Source organism: Microcoleus sp. N9_B4 (assembly GCF_036701635.1).
Taxonomy (GTDB): Bacteria; Cyanobacteriota; Cyanobacteriia; order Cyanobacteriales; family Microcoleaceae; genus Microcoleus.
On record NZ_JAUBRC010000005.1, the window covers coordinates 197,542 to 216,714 of the forward strand.

Below are 19,173 nucleotides of genomic sequence, written 5' to 3' on the forward strand. Positions count from 1 at the left end.
TTAATTTATTTTTTGCTGCAGAGGAATCTCGATCGCAAATTCGGAACCTTCTCCCACTACAGAATTGCAAGAAAGCTTACCGCCGTGTTTTTCTACTATAATAGAGTGCGAAATCGCCAATCCTAAGCCAGTGCCTTTGCCAATGGGTTTAGTAGTAAAAAACGGGTCAAACAAACGCTTTTGCACATCTTCGCTCATCCCAGGGCCGCTGTCAGCTATCCAGATGGCAACGCTGTTATTGTCGGTTACTTGGGTGCGAATCGTAATTGCGAGATTTTTGGCGGTGCGCTCGGATTTCTTCATCTCCATTTCCAATGCGTCTAGCGCATTGCTCAACAAATTCATAAATACTTGATTTAACTGACCTGGATAACATTCAACTAAAGGCAAATCACCGTATTCTTTAATCACATTAATTGTCGGGTGGTCAGCTTTATGTTTCAGGCGGTTTTGCAAAATCAGCAGCGTGCTTTCAATGCCTTCGTGAATGTCAACTTGTTTCTTTTCGGCTTCGTCAAGTCTTGAGAAAGTCCGCAGGCTCAAAACTATGTCGCGGATGCGATCGGCTCCGACTTTCATAGATGCTAAAATTTTCGGTAAATCTTCAATAAGATAATCAATTTCAAAGTCTTCCCTGGCATCTACAATTCTTGCGCTAGGCTGCGGGTATTCCTTCTGGTAAAGTTGCAGAATTTTTAGCAATTTTTGAGTGTATTCGCTGGTGTAGCTAAGATTGCCGTAGATAAAATTAACTGGGTTGTTAATTTCGTGGGCAACACCTGCTACTAACTGTCCCAAACTTGACATTTTTTCACTTTGAATTAATTGAGTTTGGGTACGTTGGAGTTCGCGCAAAGTTTCTTCTAGCTGTTGAGTTTGAGATTGAGCTAATCGGGCCGCTGTGCGGGTTTGGGTGTAGAGTTCGGCGTGGTCGATCGCGATCGCAATTTGAGCGACTACCGCTTGCATTAGTTCGACTTCCGAGTCACTCCAATTTCGCACGGACATAGCCTGATAGCAGGTAATCACCCCAATATCGCCGGCAGCAGTATGAATTGGCAGCGACAGCACTGAGTTAAATTTTGAAGACTGGAAAAGTGCGCGAAATTCTACATCTTCAAAAGTGCTGACATCATCAATTCGCAGAATTTCTCGCCGCAAAATCTGTCGCACAGGGAAACAAGATTTGTCGTCTATAAGATAAGTGCCGAGAATACTCGGCAAATCTGCATTCTTGGCTTCAAAAGTTACGTCCCAAACCGGAGGATTGTTGTTGGGGCGATACCAAGTGAAGATGCACCAATCTAGGTGCATCAGATTGCGAATTTCTTGAACTGCGGTTGCTAAAATTGTGTCTAAATCTAAAGAAGTGCGGATTTGGTTGGCAATTTGATTGAGCAGTAATTCTCGCTGAGCTTGTTGTCTGAGCGCGTGTTCCGATCGCACTAAAGTTTCTTCGGCCAGTTTGCGATCCGTTAAATCTTGGAGCACTGCTTGGATGATTTTTTCATTTCCAACCTCGATGATTGTCAGCACGACTTCTGCGGGAAAATCAGTACCGTCTAAACGCCGGTGAACCCAATCAAAACGGTGGTTTCCCCGCTCAAAGGCGATATCCATGATTTCGTTAACCAAGCTCAAAGAATCTTTGCCGTTGGGTTGGAAAGGAGGCGAGAGTTTGCCAGGGTTTTGGCCGTACAACTGTTGCGCTGCGGTGCAGCCGAATAGTTTTAGGGTGGCTGTGTTGGCATCGGTGATGGCATTGTCACATAGCATAAAAACAGGCAAACTGGTTAATTCGTAGAGCGATCGAAATTTGGCTTCCGACTGCTGCAATGCGGCTTCTGTTTGCTTGCGATCGGTAATGTCTGCAACCATTGCCAAAGCACCCACATAGCGTCCCTGTTTGTCGGCCAAGGAATTAGTAGAAACCATCGCCCACAAGTCCCTGCCGTCTCGGCGAAGGAACTTAAAATCGTGCTGTTCGCTAATTCCTTCACGGCGGCGGTGGAGATTGACTTGTGCGATCGCCATTCCTTCTGCATCCATAAAAGCAAATAGCGACTCCCCGATCATTTCCTCTGGGGTGCAGCAGAGCAGATCGGCCATTTTTTTGTTGACAAAAGTAGTTTTACCCTCCGCATCTATGATCCAAATTCCTTCGTCCGCTGTCTCGACAATACACCTGTATTTTTCCTCGCTTTCCTTGAGCGCTTCTTCTGCTAATTGGCGAGCCGTAATGTTTTGAGTCATTAGCAATCCGCCGATAATTTCTTGCCGTTCGTTTCTGAGTGGCAAAGCATAACCGAGGTAAACGCGATCGCTGTAAAAAATTTCTGTAACAACTGTTTCTCCTGCCAGTGCCGCCCGATAAGTTGGCTCAAGATCAGCGCAAACATCTGGCTCGAATACTTCCCAGATTGTCTTGCCTTCCATCAATTGTTTGGAAAGCCCCACTGCTGCTAATTCTGTACCTTCTACCAGCGTGTAGCGCAGTTCTGGATCGAACAACATCACCGCGCCGTTCGGAAAGTTGCTTGCCATAGTGCGGTAAAGCTGTTCGCTTTTTTGCAGCGCAGCTTCTGCTTGTTTGCGATCGGTAATATCAATTATGACTGCACCGATGCCGATGGCTTCGCCATCTTTGTCGAGCAGGGGAAAATAAGATCCGGTCAGGTGTCGGACAAACCCCGGATTTCTTGGATTGTCACCACTCATCTCGATATTAATTAAGGGTTGTTTCGTCCTCAAAATTTGTTCGTACAAAGGCTCTATTATTGGAGCGATATTTGGCAATATTTCTCGTACAGTCTTGCCAATGTGTTCTGCTGGACTCAAGCAATTTATTTCTGCTAGAAATTGATTAATTTGCACGTACCGCAGTTGGGAGTCCAAAATGCAAATTCCCGCCGGCGCCTCCTTCAAAAAGGCATCAAATAGTGCTTGTCTTTGTGCTAATTCTTGTTCTAAAGCTTTGCAAGGGCTGAGATCTGTTAAAGAACCCATCATCCCGACAACTTCTCCCCTATGATCTTTCAATAGCGAAAGCATCAGGTGCGAGAAAAATTGTTCTCCCGATTTATGACGTGTGATAACTTCTATTTCATGTTCGCCTTTTTCTTGTAGCGGTTTGATGACTTGCTCTAATAAAAATTCGTGCTGTTCTGGCGGGTAAATTAAAGAAACGTGCTGTCCGATAGCCTCAGTTGCTTGATAGCCGTATAAGTTTTGGCAGGCTTGATTCCAAAGGGTGATCGAGCCGTCCATATCTGTAGCAATTACAGCCTCGTGAATTTGGTCGATAATTTGACTTTGTAGACGTAATTTTTCCTGAGTTTCTTCCAGTTCGGCGATTTTTTCTTCGAGTAATTTCTGAGTTTTTTCCAGTTCGGCAGTCTGCTTTGCAAGCAATTTTTCTAGATGTGAATTGCTTTGCGGCGGCGTTGATTCCAGGGGAGCGCTATTTTGATCCCGATTATTAAATATTTCTTCAACACTTAGCCAAATCGCGCACTGTCCCTCTGTTTCAATTGCCCGCTCAGAAACTAGCACGGGTACGAGATGCTGGTTCTTATGTTTGTATGCTGCTTCGCACAGGTGCGTGTGGCTATTTTTTGCTTGACATTCTAGATATTTTTCTGGGCGCGGGCACTGTGTTTGCTGAATTTCCCAGTAGTTGAGGTGGAGAGTTTCTGCAACTGTGCGGCCGATAATACTTGCAAAAGCTGGATTTACGTCGAGAAAAGTCCCGTCCGCCCGGCACAATGCCAGCCCGATAGGGCTGAGTTCTAACAATTGACGACGGGAGCGATCGCGCTTGGCTTTTCCTAACTGGCTTTGCATCTGACCTAGCTGGACTTGGTTTATTTAATTATATCTTTATTATCTTGTTTATTGCTGTGAGTTTTATCCTTAATTAAAAAAGAGGGAAGAAGGAAGTTCGGCAACGATCACGCGATCGGGATTTAACAAATGTAACGGATAGATGCTGAGCTTGGAGGGAAGAAGGAAGAGATTGGAGGTTCGAGGTTCGAGGGAAGTTCGGCAACGATCACGCGATCGGGATTTAACGGATGGATGTTGAGGAAAAAGACACGATGGGGAAACAAAAGTGAGTAATAATCAACGGGGAGGAGGAAAGAGGGAATGAGAAGAAACCCGCAAAATCACAAAATAAGAAGTACAAAACAGGTACAAAGACCATTAATTTATACATGGTATCTTCCCTTCAAAGTTCTTCCTTCTTCCTTCTTCCTTCTTCCTTCTTCCTTCGGACTGACATCCGTTACATCCGTTACATCCGTTACAGAATCCGTTGCCGAACTTCTTCCTTCTATTAATCGCGGGCAATACCTTCGGATCGGGCTGCCAACTGCACTGCACCGGCGACAGCAATGGCAACTCTTTCGTCAAAAACAGACGGTATAATGTGCTCTTTGTCAAGCTGTGAAGGACTGACTAAAGAGGCGATCGCATAAGCTGCTTCCAAATACATAGTGGGCGTAATCGTGGCAGCTTTGCAGTCCAAAGCACCTCGAAATATCCCCGGAAATGCCAAAACATTGTTAATTTGATTGGGGTAATCGCTGCGTCCGGTTGCTATGATCGCGGCATCTTCCATAATTAATTCTGGCTGAATTTCGGGAATGGGATTTGCCATGGCAAAAACAATGGGATTTTCGGCCATCGAACGCACCATGGATCGGGTGAGCACGCCTGGGGCGCTGACGCCTAAAAATACATCGGCACCGGCGATCGCATCTTCCAAAGTACCGCTCGAAGCGACGGCAAATTCTAGTTTTTCTGGGTTCATATCCGTGCGGTCTTCGGAGAGAACGCCTTTGGAGTCGCACATGATGATGTTTTGGGCACCTGCTTTACGCAGCAAGCGGGCGATCGCAACTCCGGCCGCACCGGCTCCGTTAATCACGATACACACTTCTGCGATGGTTTTTTTGACAATTTTCAAGGCATTAATTAATGCTGCCAAACTAACAATCGCAGTGCCGTGCTGGTCGTCGTGAAAAATCGGAATATCTAAGGTTTCCCGCAATCTTGCTTCGATTTCAAAGCAGCGGGGAGAAGAAATATCTTCGAGATTAACGCCGCCAAAAACCGGGGCGATATTCTGCACTGTGCGAATAATTTCCTCGGTATCTTGGGTATTCAAACAGATAGGAAAGGCGTCAATCCCTGCAAATTCTTTAAATAGCATGGCTTTGCCTTCCATGACTGGCAGTGCGGCGGCAGGGCCGAGGTTTCCCAGTCCCAAAACTGCGCTACCGTCGGTAACAATGGCAACAGTATTTTGTTTGATTGTGAGGTTATAAACTTGTTGCGGGTCATTGGCGATCGCCGTGCAGATGCGGCCGACTCCCGGGGTGTATGCCATTGCCAAATCTGACTGGCGTTTGAGGGAAATTTTGCTAACTACGCTGATTTTTCCGCCACGGTGCAAGTTGAAAGTGCGATCGTACACCTCGATCACTTTGATATCTGGTAGTCCTTTCACTGCTTGCACTATTTCTTCATTGTGCTCGAGGCTGTAAGCATCGACGGTGATATCGCGAACGGTAGTGGCGCGGGTTTGCTCGATCAAGTCGATTTGGCCGAAGTTGCCGCCGACAGATGCGATCGCGCTGGTGACGCTTGCCAGCATTCCCGGCCGGTTCGGCAGAGCAACCCGAATTGTTAAACTAAAGCTGGGGTTCGGTGTCAGTTTTACCATGATTCCTTGATTTCAGATTTAAGAATTTCAATCTTAGATTTTATCCCCAATGTTAGGCATAAAATTTAATAATTTAAATTTTCAACTGAAATTTTTAACAAATTCTATGAGCTTGTGGTACGATCGCTCTGCACTGCCAGGGGTGTGGCTGGAAAAATAATCTTTTTTTGAGTAAAGCTTTGCTCTGTTTCTAGCTGGTGACCAGGAATTTCTTGATGGTACCCGCCACGTGATTTATCCGTGGAATCAATCCAAAATCCAAAATCCAAAATCCTCAAGCCCCCGCATTTATCCGTGGGGTCAATCTAAAATCTCAAATCTCAAATCTAAAATCGATTGACTCTCCCACAAACAGCCTATTTTCTGTCAATTTCCCCGCGAACCGCGAATATGAAGCGCGGGGGTAAAAACCGGGTTTCTGAGGTGAACCTGCGGAACTCTTATCTGTTTTTGAGAATATTTCTGCTTATTCTGAACATCAGCAGATATTTCGCAAAAATCTATTTTCTAGCGATACCGCCTAATTCCTGCGGCTGTCTTTTGAAGCGAGACACCCAGGAGAGTTGATGCGGCTTTTTGGTGGCCTTTATGGGGAATGTAAAAAGTAGATGCACGGCTGTTTGAGCCGGCAGGTGAAAATCTGAGCGACTGACAAGCTGGCCTTTGATATCTATTTTGTCTGGTTTAACACTTGCCAAAGATTGTGAGTGCAACCTTGCAAACGCTCTAAATTACCTGCACGCTTTGCCCGATAATTCCAGGGGCTGTAACTAACAGACAATCTACCCCGCGCCGACACTGGCACAGCTTGGGCCGAACCCTGTTGATTTGCTGGTTGCTAACTGTCAATTTTACCGATCGGCCGCAGCATCGGCCCATATAATTGTAAAGAATTTGCAAGCCAGACAATCTGGGGGAACTTTTTCTAAGTCTTGCAGATCTACCGGTTGCTCTGTTTCGCTGCCGGGGGGAACTATGCACAGGGCAACTTGTCCGACTCCAGCCATGAGTTCGGCAACTCGCTCTAAAATACTGTCCATTTTTTCCATTAGTTGCTCTGCTGCATCGAGACTCGGCGCGATGATGAAAAAGGTTTTGACTCCATCGGGACAAGGAGCGAAGCCAAGGGTACACTCTCGCAATAGTGCTTGGGTGGAGAGACTGAAACCGTCGTAGAAGCGAGCGATTACTGCTTGATAAAAGGCGATTGTCAGAGAGCGATCGCCAAAAATAGGTTGAGATAACATAACTACTTCCTTTCGTAGGATTTTTGGGAGCATTGAAAAAATTTTAACATACCTTAATGTAAGCGATTTAACAAAATGATTTAGCGATCGAGATCATTGACTAGATGTGATAATTTTTAATTTGTGTAGCGATCGCAACTGTGATAAAATGTACTCTGTGCTATTACGGTCAGTGCTTTTGATCGCATCACCAGCTCAAAGCTAAGTACAAAATTTCCTAGTAGGTGAGGAGAGGAGGAGAGGACGAGAGGAAGAGAACCAGAGGGAAATTACCTAAGTAGTAAGAGTATTATTGGCAAAAAGTCATTAATCTAGAGTTAAAAATAAACATCCAATCAAAATATTAAACATGAACTCGATCGCTCAACAGTTAAAAGCAAAATTTGAAAAAGCATTCACCGCTGCATTCGGCGAAAGTTATGCAGGTGCAGATCCGATGCTAGCCGCCGCCAGCAATCCCAACTTTGGGGACTTTCAGTGCAACGCGGCGATGAGTTTGGGGAAAAAGTTAGGAAAGCCGCCGCGGGCGATCGCCTCGACAATCATCGAAAACCTAGATATTACTGACATCTGCGAAACCCCAGAAATCGCCGGGCCCGGTTTTATCAATTTGAAGCTGAAACCGGCTTATTTGGAAGCGCAAATTAGTGCGATCGCGGCAGACTCGCGTTTGGGGATTGAACCGGCGAAAACGCCTCAGACAATCGCGATCGACTTTTCGAGTCCGAATATAGCCAAAGAAATGCACGTCGGACATTTGCGATCGACAATCATCGGAGATGCGATCGCCCGCACCCTCGAATTTCAAGGCCACGACGTACTCAGAATCAACCACATCGGCGACTGGGGCACCCAATTCGGAATGCTGATCGCATACTTGCGCGAAGTTCACCCCGAAGCCCTCACAACCGCTGACGCCCTAGACTTAGGCGATTTAGTCGCATTTTACCGCCAAGCAAAACAGCGCTTTGACACAGACGAAACCTTCAAAGAAACCGCCCGCCAAGAAGTAGTAAAACTGCAAGCAGGCGCAGAAGACACCCGCCGCGCTTGGAAATTGCTGTGCGATCAATCGCGCCGCGAATTCCAAGTAATCTACGACTTGCTCGATATCAAATTAACCGAACGCGGCGAATCGTTTTACAATCCATTATTGCCCGCAGTAGTCGAAGATTTAACCACTCTAGGTTTGCTAGTAGAAAGTGACGGCGCGAAATGCGTTTTTGTAGACGGTTTCACCAACAAAGAAGGCGAACCACTGCCGCTAATCGTGCAGAAAACCGACGGCGGCTACAATTACGCCACCACCGACTTAGCAGCAGTGCGCTACCGCATCCAAAAAGACAATGCAAAGCGCTTAATTTATGTCACGGATTCTGGACAAGCAAACCATTTTGCCCAAGTATTTGCAGTTGCGCGAAAAGCCGGTTGGATTCCCGAAGATGTCGAAATTGTCCACATTCCCTTCGGTTTGGTATTGGGAGAAGATGGCAAAAAACTCAAAACTCGTTCTGGGGAAACGGTGCGGCTGCAAGATTTGTTAGATGAGGCGATCGTCCGCACGCGCCAAGATTTAGAAGACAGATTAAAAGCCGAGGAAAGACAGGAAACTGAAGAATTTATTGCTAACGTATCTCGAACAGTTGGTTTGAGTGCCGTTAAGTATGCCGATTTAAGTCAAAATCGCGCCAGCAACTATATTTTCAGTTACGACAAGATGCTAGCTTTGCAAGGAAATACTGCTCCTTATATGCTGTATGCTTACGTGCGCGTGCAGGGAATTCGCCGCAAAGGTGAGATTAATTTTGATAACTTAGATGCTGATGCGAAAGTGATTTTGCAGTCTGATGCCGAGTTGGTATTGGCAAAGCATTTATTGCAGTTGAATGAAGTTGTGAATGCTGTTGGCGGCGATTTGTTGCCGAATCGAATTTGTCAGTATTTGTTTGAATTGAGTCAAAAGTTCAATCAATTTTTTGAGCAATGTCCGGTTTTGAAAGCTGAGGAACCGTTGCGGACTTCGCGGTTGATTTTGTGCGATTTGACGGCGAGGACTTTGAAGTTGGGTTTGGAGTTGTTGGGGATTAAGGTGTTAGAAAGGATGTAATCTAAGGTTTGTAGTGAGGACTTTAGTCCTTCCAAAGTCTTGAACAATACCTATGCAGCCGGAAACGATCTTACCCGAAATCAGGACACGGCAGTGCCGTTTCCCTACAATTAATCTGGCGATGTTTACATCTCTCATTGAGCGATCGTGATTATTTTGGGGTAGGGACACGGCACTGCCGTGTCCTCCGTTGCCGTGTTTTCGATGATTATATCCGATCGACAGATTCATCGAAATCAATTCCCTCCCACAGTTCAGAAAGCGGTAAAGTGTGCCCTGTCATTGCTTCGTGCCATCCTTGACGAAAACACTCTTCGGCTGACTTCAGCGGTTCCTCAGCAAGAACAATAACACGAACTCGGTAGCCTGCAAATTTGGCTGATTGGGCGATAATTTCTTCCCAAGTTCCCTCTATTTCTAGCAGTTGTGTTGTCATAGTTTGGATTTTGATTTTTAACCATCAGGGCGATGGTTAGCATCTTCATCTTGTATTTTTTCAGGAATAATGGCATCATTCAACTGACTGATAATTTGTATAATTTGTTCTGCTGAAATATCCACTTGTTCTGATTTTGCATAAATACTCATCAAGAAGATTGCCGTAGGCATCTGAACGTAATATATCAGTCGATAGCCAGCACTTTTGCCCTTTTTGATATCGGTGTTTTTGACTCGCACCTTAAACACAATATCATTAATTCCCGGTATTCGATTTCCCGGCAATTCTCCCGCTTGAAGTTGTTCAACAATCGGCTGAACGTCAGAGCGAATGTGGCGGTACTTTTTGGACAGTGCGCGTAAATTTCGCTTAAATTCATCGGCAAAGTACACCTTAATTGAAGAAGATTTACTCTGCATCAATACCTTCCCACAGTTCCGATACAGGTCTAGTTTTCCCGGTCTTTATTTCCAGCCATGCTTGCCGAAAGCTCTCTTCTGGAGATGGGAGTGTCTCTTCATCTTCGTTAGCAAGAACAATAACGCGAACTCGGCGACCGACAAATTTGGCTGATTGGGCGAGAATTTCTTCCCACGTTCCCTCTAGTTCTAACACTTTTGCTGTCATTGCTGTTACTTTTTTTAAGAGTTGGATTTAGTAATTATAGCGCATCTCTAAAATAGAGCATTTACGACTTTTTGTTAACAACCAAGCTATCCAAGATGCCTTGAAACATTTTTACCACAATTTGGCGATCGTTATCTCTGACAAAAATATCGTAATTAGGACTTGAGTTAATTTCAATCAACCAATATGCTCCTTTTGTATCTAGCGCTATGTCAAACCCAGCATAATTAATTGCCATTTCGGCAAAAACAGGTTTAACAAAATCTTCAATCTCAGACATGAGAGTGGGGTTAATTATATGTTTGGCTTTTGCACCTTCCCAGTGCAGCGGGCTTAAATTCCCCGCAAATTTAGCCTGAGATTTGTCTTTTTCGTACAGCAAAACTAGCTTTTCTTTGCAGAATACAGCCCGATATTCGTGGGCAATTTCGATATATTCTTGAGCTAGCGCCACATAGTCATAATCTTTGCTGTTGACGTTAAATATAATTTCTATGGCTGCTTTAATTTGCTCTCTACTTTCACATAAAAAAACATTGTTGCCACCAGCACCGCGATTTCTTTTGAGAATCACCGGGAAAGCGAAATTTTTGTTTACTTCTAAAACTATTGATTCAATATTTGGGAAAGTCAAATACTTTTTATACTTCTCCTCGCAGTGAGGCGAGACAAAACCGAAAGTTCTGGGAGTATTTATTTTGCCGTTTAATAGTTGATAGGTATATTCTTTGTCTTTAAAAATCTCTGCTACTGACGCGCTGTTAAATGCCGTCATGTAATTGACAAAATAATATTCTTCGCCGCCCTGTTTGAGTCTAACCAAGTTTTGGGAAGGATGCAGGATTTCGTAAGGGATATGTAATTCCTCACAAGCTGCCAGCAGGATTTCAATATTGGTTAGCATAAAATGTAACTTAATTAGAAAGTAATTTTCAAGATTTGAGATTAGAGAATCGCTTCCCAATCTCAAACCTCAAATTCTATCGCACTTCTATCCAAACAATCGCTGCTGCCCGTTTGCCGCATCTTTCCCGGCATAAATCTCGCGCGTTCCCTTGGGAATGTAAATCCAATCGAATTCTTGCAAGCGGTTGGTTAAATTGGAAATGCTCACTCCCAATTCATCTCTCATTTTGTATAAATGCGACCACTTAGTTAAATCGCGTCCCTGTCTTTTTTCCTCCAAAATACACCGAGGCATCAACAAACAGCTTGCAAAATATTGCGCTTGCCATTCGATCGACAAAACCTTATTATCAGCACTCGCACCCCGACAAACAAACGGTTCCTCGACATCAGACGCCGTTTTTCCTTCATTCCCTAAGTTTAATTCCAATTGTTCCACAGTGCCGTCTGCTTCGTCTTGATTGACGTGCAGCACCCAGTGGCCGATTTCGTGGGCGATCGTCGATTCGATGAACCCCGGCGGTTTTTCGAGAATCTGTTCGTTGATTTCGATTAACCGCTGCTGCGGCAAAATCCTCGCCGCGATCGCACCTTCTTCATCCGGCTCAATGCACTCCCAAACTACGCCCAAATCCAGAAAATCAGCAACCGTTGTCGCATCAAAAGGCCATCTCGGAGCAAAATTTTGCGTTTTCTGCATCTGCATCAAGATGTCATTTGCCAAACGCTCGATCGATTCTTTGGGATAGAAGCAATACGGCTTAAAAATACTCACTATGAGGGGCCTCTCTTACGCTTCAAAAGACTGTTTGAGCCAATCGGGATTTTCTTGCATCCGGCGGAAAAGAGCCTGCATTTCCTTCGGATTCTGCTTCAGCAGCGCTTCGTACTGCTGTGGCAGCCTCCCCGCCAAGAAAATCAATTCCTCTTCGTTTATGTCTAGATTCCGCGCTAGCGATCGGATTACCTCCTCTTTTGGCGCATAATCCGCTCGATCGTTCTCCAACTTCGACAAATAAGTAAAGTCCACACTTAGCATAGCTGCTAGCTCACGTTGTGAGTAAGCTTTGTCCTTGCGAGCTTGACGGATCAGTCTTCCAAATGTTTGTTCCACGGTTTTTCGCCTCCTGACAAGCATTCTAGCCTGTTTTGATGAAAAGTTCAACAAAATACTTGACGGGAAAATCAACCCGCGCTACCATGAGGTTAGTTGACGGTTTAATCAACCACCTGAGCCTGACTGGTAGGGTTAAGGGTGCAAATTAGCCTAGCTCACACGCTACGTATAGCGTCGTCAACTTCAGAGGAGTGAGAAGCGCTGGGCGTCAAAACGCTTGTACGCAGCAAATAAGGAGGAGCAGATCGCAAATGCTGAGAACCTGGACAGACACGCATTACAAGCTCGAAGACGATGACTGGCTATACATCGCCACCCACGAAGAACAAAGCTCAGCCTCACTGGTTTGTCCCGGCTACGCGCGGGATGGCGAAGGCTTCAGCATCCACTTCACCCCAGCGCACCTAGAAACATTAGAGCATTTGCTCGCCGCGCTGCGGATTATCAAAGCTCAACAAGAGGCGATGCTTGAGTATACCTATCCAGAACCAAAAGCGACAACACATCTCATTAGGTAATGGAAGGAAAAAGGAAGAAGGAAGAAGGAAGAAGGAAGAAGGAAGAAGGAAGAAAAATAATTCGATTGTTGTGAGTTCTCAATTCCCAATTACCGATTCCTAATTGTCAGAACATAAATCAATAACTAAGGAAAAACGAACAATGACTACTAAAACACAAGAAAGACCTACATTTTCAGTATTTGGTGCCAAACCGAGCAATGCTTTGCTAGTACCAGAAATCCCGATCGCCGTCCGCAATAACTGCCAAAGTGGCCAATGGGCGATCGGCGATACAGACTACGGTTCCAAGTGTTCCATGACAATCCTCAAATTCTCCAAATTCTTCGGCAGTTTAGGTCAAACTTCGCACACATTGTGGGGTCAACTGTGGTTTGTCGCAGAAAGTGGAGAATTGCCGCAAGGAGTTGTCATGGTGACATACATCAAAAACCGCAGCTTGAACGATTTTAACCGTTTGGTAGCATCAGTTCAATCTCGCGGCGTAGAACCTGCGACCGGGATTTTTGTTCCCGAATTTGTCAAGCATTCCGGTCAGAAACCAGACGACAGCGGAGTAGTAAAACCGATCAACTACTACAGCTTGAAATGGTCTTGGAACGAGCGGAAAGATTGGGCGGTTATCGACCAAGCCGCAGCAGTTTTGTCAGATTCTAGCAATCAATCGCGGATGATTGACTTAGAAGGAACAAAAGCTATGGTGTGTTTAGATAACCTGCCGGCGCAGCAAGTTGCCTGCTTGATGGCTGCTCACGCTAGCGGTGAAAGCGATGCTATTGCTTTGAATTCCAACGGCAGTATGTCGCTACCGCCAGCCGAAGAGCAATTAACTGCTGACTTGTTCTAATTTTGTTGTAAAGGCGCGATTTACTCGCGCCTTTACCATAACTGTTACAACGCAGAGTGAAATGAAGAAATTAACCAAGCTGAAAACCAAACCAAACCTGCAAGAAAGTCGTTTGAAAGAGAATCTTGAGCTGCTAGACCAAATTCGGACAGATGCAGTTAACGACATCGAAAGTCTCACCGAAGACTTCCAGCACATGACTTTAGTAGCCGAATCAGTCCAGCGGAATTACCGAGCTTTGTTAGCCGAAAATCAATTGCTAAAAGGCACACTTTTAAGTATAATTGATGAGTGCGGCTGCTGGGAAGGAAATCGGTGCGCTCGCTGCTGGAAAATTCTCAGAACTCTAGCCAGCGCCAATCCCGAAGAAAAACCCGACGCAGCCAGAAAATACCAAGCTATTCTCAGCCAACTCCGCGACTTAGAATAACTGAAAATTTGTCACTCAAAAGACTCAAAAAAATAGAATCAGGAGAAAAAAGCATTATGACACTAGCACCTGCCAAGGATAGCAAATCCCAAATTTTGCAAAACTTTCAGCAGATTTTAGCAGACCAAAAAAAGATCGAATCTAAAGTCGAAACCAAAGAACAGTCAGCCGAAAAAGCCAAAAACAAACAACTCCTCGAAGTCGCTTCCACCTACACAATTGACAGCATCGTCAAAGGCTTGGCTGACTTGCAATTAGATTTCGGCAGCACCATCAGCGGACTTTCGGAAAAACTGAAGGCGGAATCTTCCAAATTAGACGAATTAAAACGCGCGATCGAAATAGAAGCCGAGCAATTGCAAGATTTGCAGCAAATCAGAGTTGTAGCAGACGCCCTCCACATTTTAACTCAAGAGCACCAAGAAAAATTGACACTGCTCGAACAAAACGCTGCTAACCAACGCGAAATTATCGAAAAAGACACGACCCAAAAACGCAAAATTTGGGAAAAAGAACAGCAAGAATTTGATGCAGCAGTTCAAGAAGAAACTGCACTCATAACTAAAAAGCGCCAGGAAGAAACAGCCGATTATCAATACGAATTACAGCGCAGTCGCCAAATCGAAACCGACGAATACGAAGAAACGAAGCGCAAACTAGAACGGCATTTGCAAGAATCTACCCGCGAAAAAGAAAAAAATTGGGTGGAACGGGAAAAAGTCCTCAGCGATAATCAAGCGGAGTTTGAAGAGAATCAAAGAAAAGCCGCCGGATTTGAAGAAGAACTCAAACAGGCTTATGTCAAAGCCAAAGAAGAAGCAATTCAAGAAGTTTCCCGCGAAGCTAAAGTCAAGGCAGATTTAGTGGAGAAAGAGTGGGAAGGAAGCAAGCAAGGATATGAATTGAAAGTCCAATCTCTACAGCAGACAATTGGGCGACAAACCGAACAAATTGCCGAAATTTCCGCGCAACTGCAAGCCACTATGAAGCAAGCGCAAGATTTGGCAATGAAAGCTTTTGCCAGCAAAGCTTAAAACCTAGTAGGGTGTGCAATACACACCTTACAAAAAAATGACAGAAATTTTCCACGCTATTAAGAAATAAAAAGTCATGAACAAAAAAGTTAGCGACAAAAGCACCAAGGCTGAAATCTTAGAAGCGTACAAGGAAGCAGCGCAAGAAAAAGCGCAGCTAGAATCACAAATCCAACAGCTAAACGCTTCCCAAAAGCAAACAACCGCCCCAGAAAAACCTATTGTGGAGGCAAAGAAACCCATGGCATTAACTCAAAATCAACAAAAAATGCAGTCTACAATCGACAATTTAATCTTACTGCAATTTAGCTTTGGTGGCGCTGTCAGCGAGTTGTCTGAAAAATTAACTTCAGAAGCTGCTAAAGTCGAAGAATTGCGGCGCACTGTGGGCGAGGAAATTCAACAACTGCAAGAGTTGCACAGTTTAGAAGATGTTGCAGAAGATACGCTGGACAATTTAATTCAACAGTACGAAGAAAGCGCGAAAACTTTTGCTGGCGAACTCAGCGAACAGCGCGAAACGGTTGAACAGGAATTGTTGGAACGGCGGCAAGCGTGGGAAAAAGAGCAGGAAGTCCATAAGTTGGCTGTTAAAGAACGCAATGAGAATCAGCAAAAAGCTCGCGATCGGGATGAAGAATTGTATAATTATGATTTGAATCTTCAGCGAGATATGGACATCGAAGAATATGAACAGCGCCAGAAAACGCTGTATCAAGAAATCGAAGAGTTTCAGCAAGAACAGGAGAAACAGTGGGCGGAACGCGAAAAATCTATTTCGGAACGGGAAAAACTTTATGCTGAGGTGAAAGCGAAGGTAGAAGCTTTCCCGAAAGAACTGGAAGCTAATATCAAGAACGGGAAAGATAACGGCCGCAATATTGGCAATTATCAAGCTAAAATTAAGGCGGATTTGTCGGCTAAAGATATCGAAGGGCAAAAGCAAAATTATGAACTGCAAATTCAAGGGATGTTGCAGACAATTCAAAATCAAGATGCGCGCCTTGCTAGCTTGTCGAAACAACTTGATTCTGCTTTGAAACAGGTGCAAGATTTGGCGGTAAAAGCAATTGAAGGTGCGTCGAATTTGAATTCGTTCCAAGCAGTGAGGGAAATTGCGATCGAACAAGCTAAGACTCAGCAGAAAAATAAGTAAATAAAACTCGGCGGTTGAAACCGGGGCTACACAAACGAACTAGATAAGACCCGGCGGTTTCAACCGCTGTCGAGAGTCAAACGAAGTCTGCGGAGGCCGACTGGGAGAAGTAAGGTGCTCTTCGGCGCACCTTACGCTATTTTGAGAAAAAACTGGCTTTCCTTAGTGGAGTTTTCAAACTGTCTACTGGATGCGAGTCTTTGTTGAGCCTCAAATCCTATCTACAGCGTTAGAGTTTTTAGTAAAAAGTTCGATCGCACTGTTCACTTATCGAAACTGTCCCTTGCTCTCCTGACCGCTTCACTCACGCTATCTATTCTTTAAGTTAATCAACCAAAAGATATATTTGATCTAGAGGCACTATGCAGAAACAAATCATACGCCAAAAAGATACTAATGCTTGGATACTTCAGTGCTGGGTTTCTTTTATTGTTGCCCTTTCCGCAACTACTGTAGGTATCATTTATTTACAGGTAGACCCCTGGCAGAAAGCTTTTATGGGTATGGGTTTAACTTTTTCTGTCGGCTCGTCTTTTACTTTAGCAAAAACCATTCGCGATAACAACGAGGCAACAACATTAACTGCCAGAATCGACGAAGCTAGAGTTGAGAAAATTCTCGCTGAACACCATCCTCTCAAATAAATTTAATTATACAATGTATATAAAAAACAGCCCGCGCGGGCTGTTTTTGTTGTTCGATCCACAGGTTTCAAGCTGCGGATGGGAATTGGGGATTTCAATGGCTACCTTTGAACTTACGATCGCGCAACTTATTCTTTTGTCGCTGGCGAACACTGGCCTGAACCATCGCCAAATCCACCGGAAAACCAACGACAGGAATCACCTGATCCTTGCGTTCTTCTTCCAGATTCTTGAGTTCGGTGTAATCAACCCAGTGAATGCAATTCACCGGACAAGTGTCGATCGCCTCAGCAATCAACTCTTCAGAATCCCCGTCTTGTCGAACTACGCGCGATCGACCGTAATCCGGTTCAATATAAAAAGTATTGCGAGCAACGTGAGCACAGTGCTTGCAGCCAATACAGGTAATCTCATCAACATAGACACCTTTTTGGCGCAACACACCGCCCAATTCTGGTTCAAAACCAGAGCGATCGGGCGCATCCCGCAAAAAACCTCCCAACTCCGGCTCAAAACCAGAGCGATCGCTTGCTGTATCTATTCCGAGTCCAGAAAGCTCAGACATTTAGACCCCCACAATAGTAAATAAGTCCGCACAGCCGGACTTTGATGAAACAAGATTGCAAAAATCTCGCAAAATTACTAAGCGCACCAGCGTTGCACCACCAAGCGGAGCGAACCGTCTTGATTTTGCTTTTGCTCAGAAACTTGGAAACCCTGCTTAGCGCTTTCATTCACCACAGTATGGTAAGCGTAGCGCTGAGTCACCTTATTCAGAAAACGGTCTACAGACCAAGCTTGCTGCCAAAACTGCAAGTCAGCCACCAATTCATACTCAGTCCCGTTCCAGCTAAAACCTACGTCGTAGCCGTTTTTTTGCTCAATCACGACCTCAGCGGTGCTGGTTAGGCCGCGATAGCCACGCACCTCAGTTGGGCCCGACTTCCAGTCGATACCCAAGTCAGTTAAAGCAGCTTCCAAAGAATTCAAATTGCGGATCTGGGTCTTAATTTGGCTAAAATGTGACATGGTGGTTCCAAAAAAATTTAAGTGAACTCAACAAAAAAATTACCAATCGCTAAAAGCCACTTGGGCCGTCGCTTCGGCTGACTGATGCAGCGCTTGCGTGAAATATTCAGATGTTGACTCTTGGTGAAGCACCACGCCGAGCTGAGCTTCAATTGCAGCCGTTACCTCAGCACAGGAAGCACCGACAATGCCGGTGACTGTTTCCTGTACGCGGCCATCTGGATAGATCACAAACTCTAGTGTTTCCATAATGCGGGCTGACTGAATAGGAATATTGAGAACAGACACCGACACCAGCAAGCCAGGGACGATGCCTCCTGAAGTAGCTTCTTGAGAGTTGGCTGACTGACAAAGCGCTATATCAATTTTGACGAATTGATAGGTTTTGAGTCACAACTTAACAGAACTTATTAATAGGTAGAAGCAATACATCAGTTGTATGTAAAGTTTCGCGTAGATTGTGACAGCAGTCAAGTCACTATATATGTAGATTTTAGATTTGAGATTTTAGAGGGAGGAAGAAGGAAGAGGGGATGAACGGCAGAGGGCGCAGAGGACGCAGAGGAAAGAAGGCAGAAGATAAAAGGCATAAGGCAAAACGCAACAGTATAAATTCCCCCACTTCCCCCTCTAATTCCCTCTGGGATCTAAAACGTCTCGCAGCCCATCCCCCAAAAGGTTGAAACCAAGAACAGTCAAGGTAATCAGCAAACCTGGAAACAAAATAGTCCAAGGAGAAGAAAGAGCGTAGCCGCCCTTAAAAGCATCAGAAAGCATCGTCCCCAACTCAGGAACCGGCGGCTGTGCGCCCAAACCCAAAAAACCCAAACCGGCAGCTTCTAGTGTCGCCGTACCAGTCGAAAGAGTTGCTTGTACAACTAGAGGCGCGAGACTTCCCGGCAAAATGTGGCGAAAAATAATCCGTAAGTCGCTGGCGCCCAAGGCCTTAACAGCCAAAACAAATTCTTGTTCCCGCAGAGACAGCACCATACTGCGAGTTAAACGGATGTAAATCGGAATTTGCACGAGGCTGACAGCGATAATTACGCTTTGCAGGCTCGGTCCGGTGACGGTAACAACACCGATCGCCAGTAAAATAGAAGGAAAAGCTAACAAAATATCCGCCAAAGTGCCGATCGCAATTTCCAGAAACCCCCGAAAATAGCCGGCCACTAGCCCCAAAACCGCTCCCACAATTAAACCCGCACCCACAGAAACCAGGCTGACGAGTAAAGATATCCCCAATCCGTGCCACACCCGCACCAACGTAAGGATTCAGGTGGTGGGTATTGACAAGTGTGATACTGGAAAGTAGAATATAGCAATTATGAAAAAAAACCTGCC

At 45.0% G+C, this 19,173-nt stretch carries 21 protein-coding genes; 7 read left to right on the forward strand and 14 right to left on the reverse strand.

Annotation, left to right across the window (positions count from 1 at the left end; all coding sequences use genetic code 11):
- From QUA43_RS05435 to QUA43_RS05450, 4 genes are all read right to left on the reverse strand, one after another.
- Positions 1 to 3,843, reverse strand: coding sequence for a PAS domain S-box protein (locus tag QUA43_RS05435; RefSeq protein WP_333371688.1), 3,843 nt, complete (start codon positions 3,841 to 3,843; stop codon positions 1 to 3).
- 360 nt (positions 3,844 to 4,203) lie between these two features.
- The gene (locus QUA43_RS05440) at positions 4,204 to 4,350 is read right to left on the reverse strand and encodes a hypothetical protein (protein ID WP_333371690.1); all 147 of its coding nucleotides are present in this window, start codon (positions 4,348 to 4,350) and stop codon (positions 4,204 to 4,206) included.
- The gene (locus QUA43_RS05445; RefSeq protein ID WP_333371692.1) at positions 4,337 to 5,728 is read right to left on the reverse strand and encodes a malic enzyme-like NAD(P)-binding protein; all 1,392 of its coding nucleotides are present in this window, start codon (positions 5,726 to 5,728) and stop codon (positions 4,337 to 4,339) included. Before QUA43_RS05445 ends, QUA43_RS05440 begins: the two co-directional genes overlap by 14 nt.
- An 851-nt stretch (positions 5,729 to 6,579) precedes the next feature.
- Entirely contained in the window at positions 6,580 to 6,975 is a 396-nt protein-coding gene (locus tag QUA43_RS05450) for a hypothetical protein (protein ID WP_333371694.1), read from the reverse strand.
- A gap of 349 nt (positions 6,976 to 7,324) precedes the next feature.
- Here QUA43_RS05450 and argS point away from each other — a divergent pair, with 349 nt between their 5' ends.
- Positions 7,325 to 9,082: an arginine--tRNA ligase gene (gene argS / locus QUA43_RS05455; protein WP_333371696.1), complete on the forward strand. Its 1,758-nt coding sequence runs from the start codon at positions 7,325 to 7,327 to the stop codon at positions 9,080 to 9,082.
- Positions 9,083 to 9,290: 208 nt separating this feature from the next.
- Here argS and QUA43_RS05460 read toward each other — a convergent pair whose 3' ends face one another.
- The 6 genes from QUA43_RS05460 to QUA43_RS05485 form a co-directional block, all read right to left on the reverse strand.
- Entirely contained in the window at positions 9,291 to 9,518 is a 228-nt protein-coding gene (locus tag QUA43_RS05460) for a hypothetical protein (RefSeq protein ID WP_333371698.1), read from the reverse strand.
- A 17-nt stretch (positions 9,519 to 9,535) separates the two neighbouring features.
- A complete protein-coding gene (locus QUA43_RS05465; protein ID WP_333371699.1) occupies positions 9,536 to 9,940 on the reverse strand; it encodes a type II toxin-antitoxin system RelE/ParE family toxin in 405 nt (134 codons plus the stop codon).
- Positions 9,930 to 10,148, reverse strand: a complete 219-nt coding sequence (locus tag QUA43_RS05470; RefSeq protein WP_333371701.1) for a hypothetical protein — start codon at positions 10,146 to 10,148, stop codon at positions 9,930 to 9,932. Before QUA43_RS05470 ends, QUA43_RS05465 begins: the two co-directional genes overlap by 11 nt.
- 61 nt (positions 10,149 to 10,209) lie before the next feature.
- Complete coding sequence (locus QUA43_RS05475) at positions 10,210 to 11,052, reverse strand: YheC/YheD family protein (RefSeq protein ID WP_333371703.1); 843 nt, start codon at positions 11,050 to 11,052, stop codon at positions 10,210 to 10,212.
- Positions 11,053 to 11,139: 87 nt separating this feature from the next.
- Positions 11,140 to 11,829 carry an ImmA/IrrE family metallo-endopeptidase gene (locus tag QUA43_RS05480; RefSeq protein ID WP_242716182.1) on the reverse strand — a complete coding sequence of 230 codons (690 nt, stop codon included), beginning with the start codon at positions 11,827 to 11,829 and terminating at the stop codon, positions 11,140 to 11,142.
- Between the two features lie 15 nt (positions 11,830 to 11,844).
- A complete protein-coding gene (locus QUA43_RS05485; protein WP_333159648.1) occupies positions 11,845 to 12,168 on the reverse strand; it encodes a helix-turn-helix transcriptional regulator in 324 nt (107 codons plus the stop codon).
- 254 nt (positions 12,169 to 12,422) lie between these two features.
- Here QUA43_RS05485 and QUA43_RS05490 point away from each other — a divergent pair, with 254 nt between their 5' ends.
- From QUA43_RS05490 to QUA43_RS05515, 6 genes are all read left to right on the forward strand, one after another.
- Positions 12,423 to 12,689 (forward strand): hypothetical protein, encoded by a 267-nt coding sequence (locus tag QUA43_RS05490; protein WP_006634886.1) that lies wholly within the window; start codon positions 12,423 to 12,425, stop codon positions 12,687 to 12,689.
- 142 nt (positions 12,690 to 12,831) lie between these two features.
- Positions 12,832 to 13,536, forward strand: a complete 705-nt coding sequence (locus QUA43_RS05495; RefSeq protein ID WP_333371704.1) for a hypothetical protein — start codon at positions 12,832 to 12,834, stop codon at positions 13,534 to 13,536.
- A 61-nt stretch (positions 13,537 to 13,597) separates the two neighbouring features.
- Positions 13,598 to 13,966 carry a hypothetical protein gene (locus tag QUA43_RS05500; protein WP_333371706.1) on the forward strand — a complete coding sequence of 123 codons (369 nt, stop codon included), beginning with the start codon at positions 13,598 to 13,600 and terminating at the stop codon, positions 13,964 to 13,966.
- 56 nt (positions 13,967 to 14,022) lie between these two features.
- Positions 14,023 to 15,000: a hypothetical protein gene (locus tag QUA43_RS05505; RefSeq protein ID WP_333371708.1), complete on the forward strand. Its 978-nt coding sequence runs from the start codon at positions 14,023 to 14,025 to the stop codon at positions 14,998 to 15,000.
- A gap of 76 nt (positions 15,001 to 15,076) precedes the next feature.
- Positions 15,077 to 16,156, forward strand: coding sequence for a hypothetical protein (locus QUA43_RS05510; protein WP_333371710.1), 1,080 nt, complete (start codon positions 15,077 to 15,079; stop codon positions 16,154 to 16,156).
- A gap of 362 nt (positions 16,157 to 16,518) precedes the next feature.
- Entirely contained in the window at positions 16,519 to 16,800 is a 282-nt protein-coding gene (locus QUA43_RS05515; protein WP_172189332.1) for a YiaA/YiaB family inner membrane protein, read from the forward strand.
- 94 nt (positions 16,801 to 16,894) lie between these two features.
- On the opposite strand, the gene QUA43_RS05520 is transcribed toward QUA43_RS05515, so the two are convergent.
- The 4 genes from QUA43_RS05520 to QUA43_RS05535 form a co-directional block, all read right to left on the reverse strand.
- Positions 16,895 to 17,365 (reverse strand): ferredoxin, encoded by a 471-nt coding sequence (locus QUA43_RS05520; RefSeq protein WP_333371712.1) that lies wholly within the window; start codon positions 17,363 to 17,365, stop codon positions 16,895 to 16,897.
- A 77-nt stretch (positions 17,366 to 17,442) separates the two neighbouring features.
- Positions 17,443 to 17,829 (reverse strand): DUF1257 domain-containing protein, encoded by a 387-nt coding sequence (locus tag QUA43_RS05525; RefSeq protein WP_015176941.1) that lies wholly within the window; start codon positions 17,827 to 17,829, stop codon positions 17,443 to 17,445.
- 39 nt (positions 17,830 to 17,868) lie between these two features.
- A complete protein-coding gene (locus QUA43_RS05530) occupies positions 17,869 to 18,078 on the reverse strand; it encodes a DUF2997 domain-containing protein (protein ID WP_015176940.1) in 210 nt (69 codons plus the stop codon).
- A 381-nt stretch (positions 18,079 to 18,459) separates the two neighbouring features.
- Positions 18,460 to 19,086 carry an ABC transporter permease gene (locus tag QUA43_RS05535; protein ID WP_333371714.1) on the reverse strand — a complete coding sequence of 209 codons (627 nt, stop codon included), beginning with the start codon at positions 19,084 to 19,086 and terminating at the stop codon, positions 18,460 to 18,462.
- Positions 19,087 to 19,173: the final 87 nt, after the last annotated feature.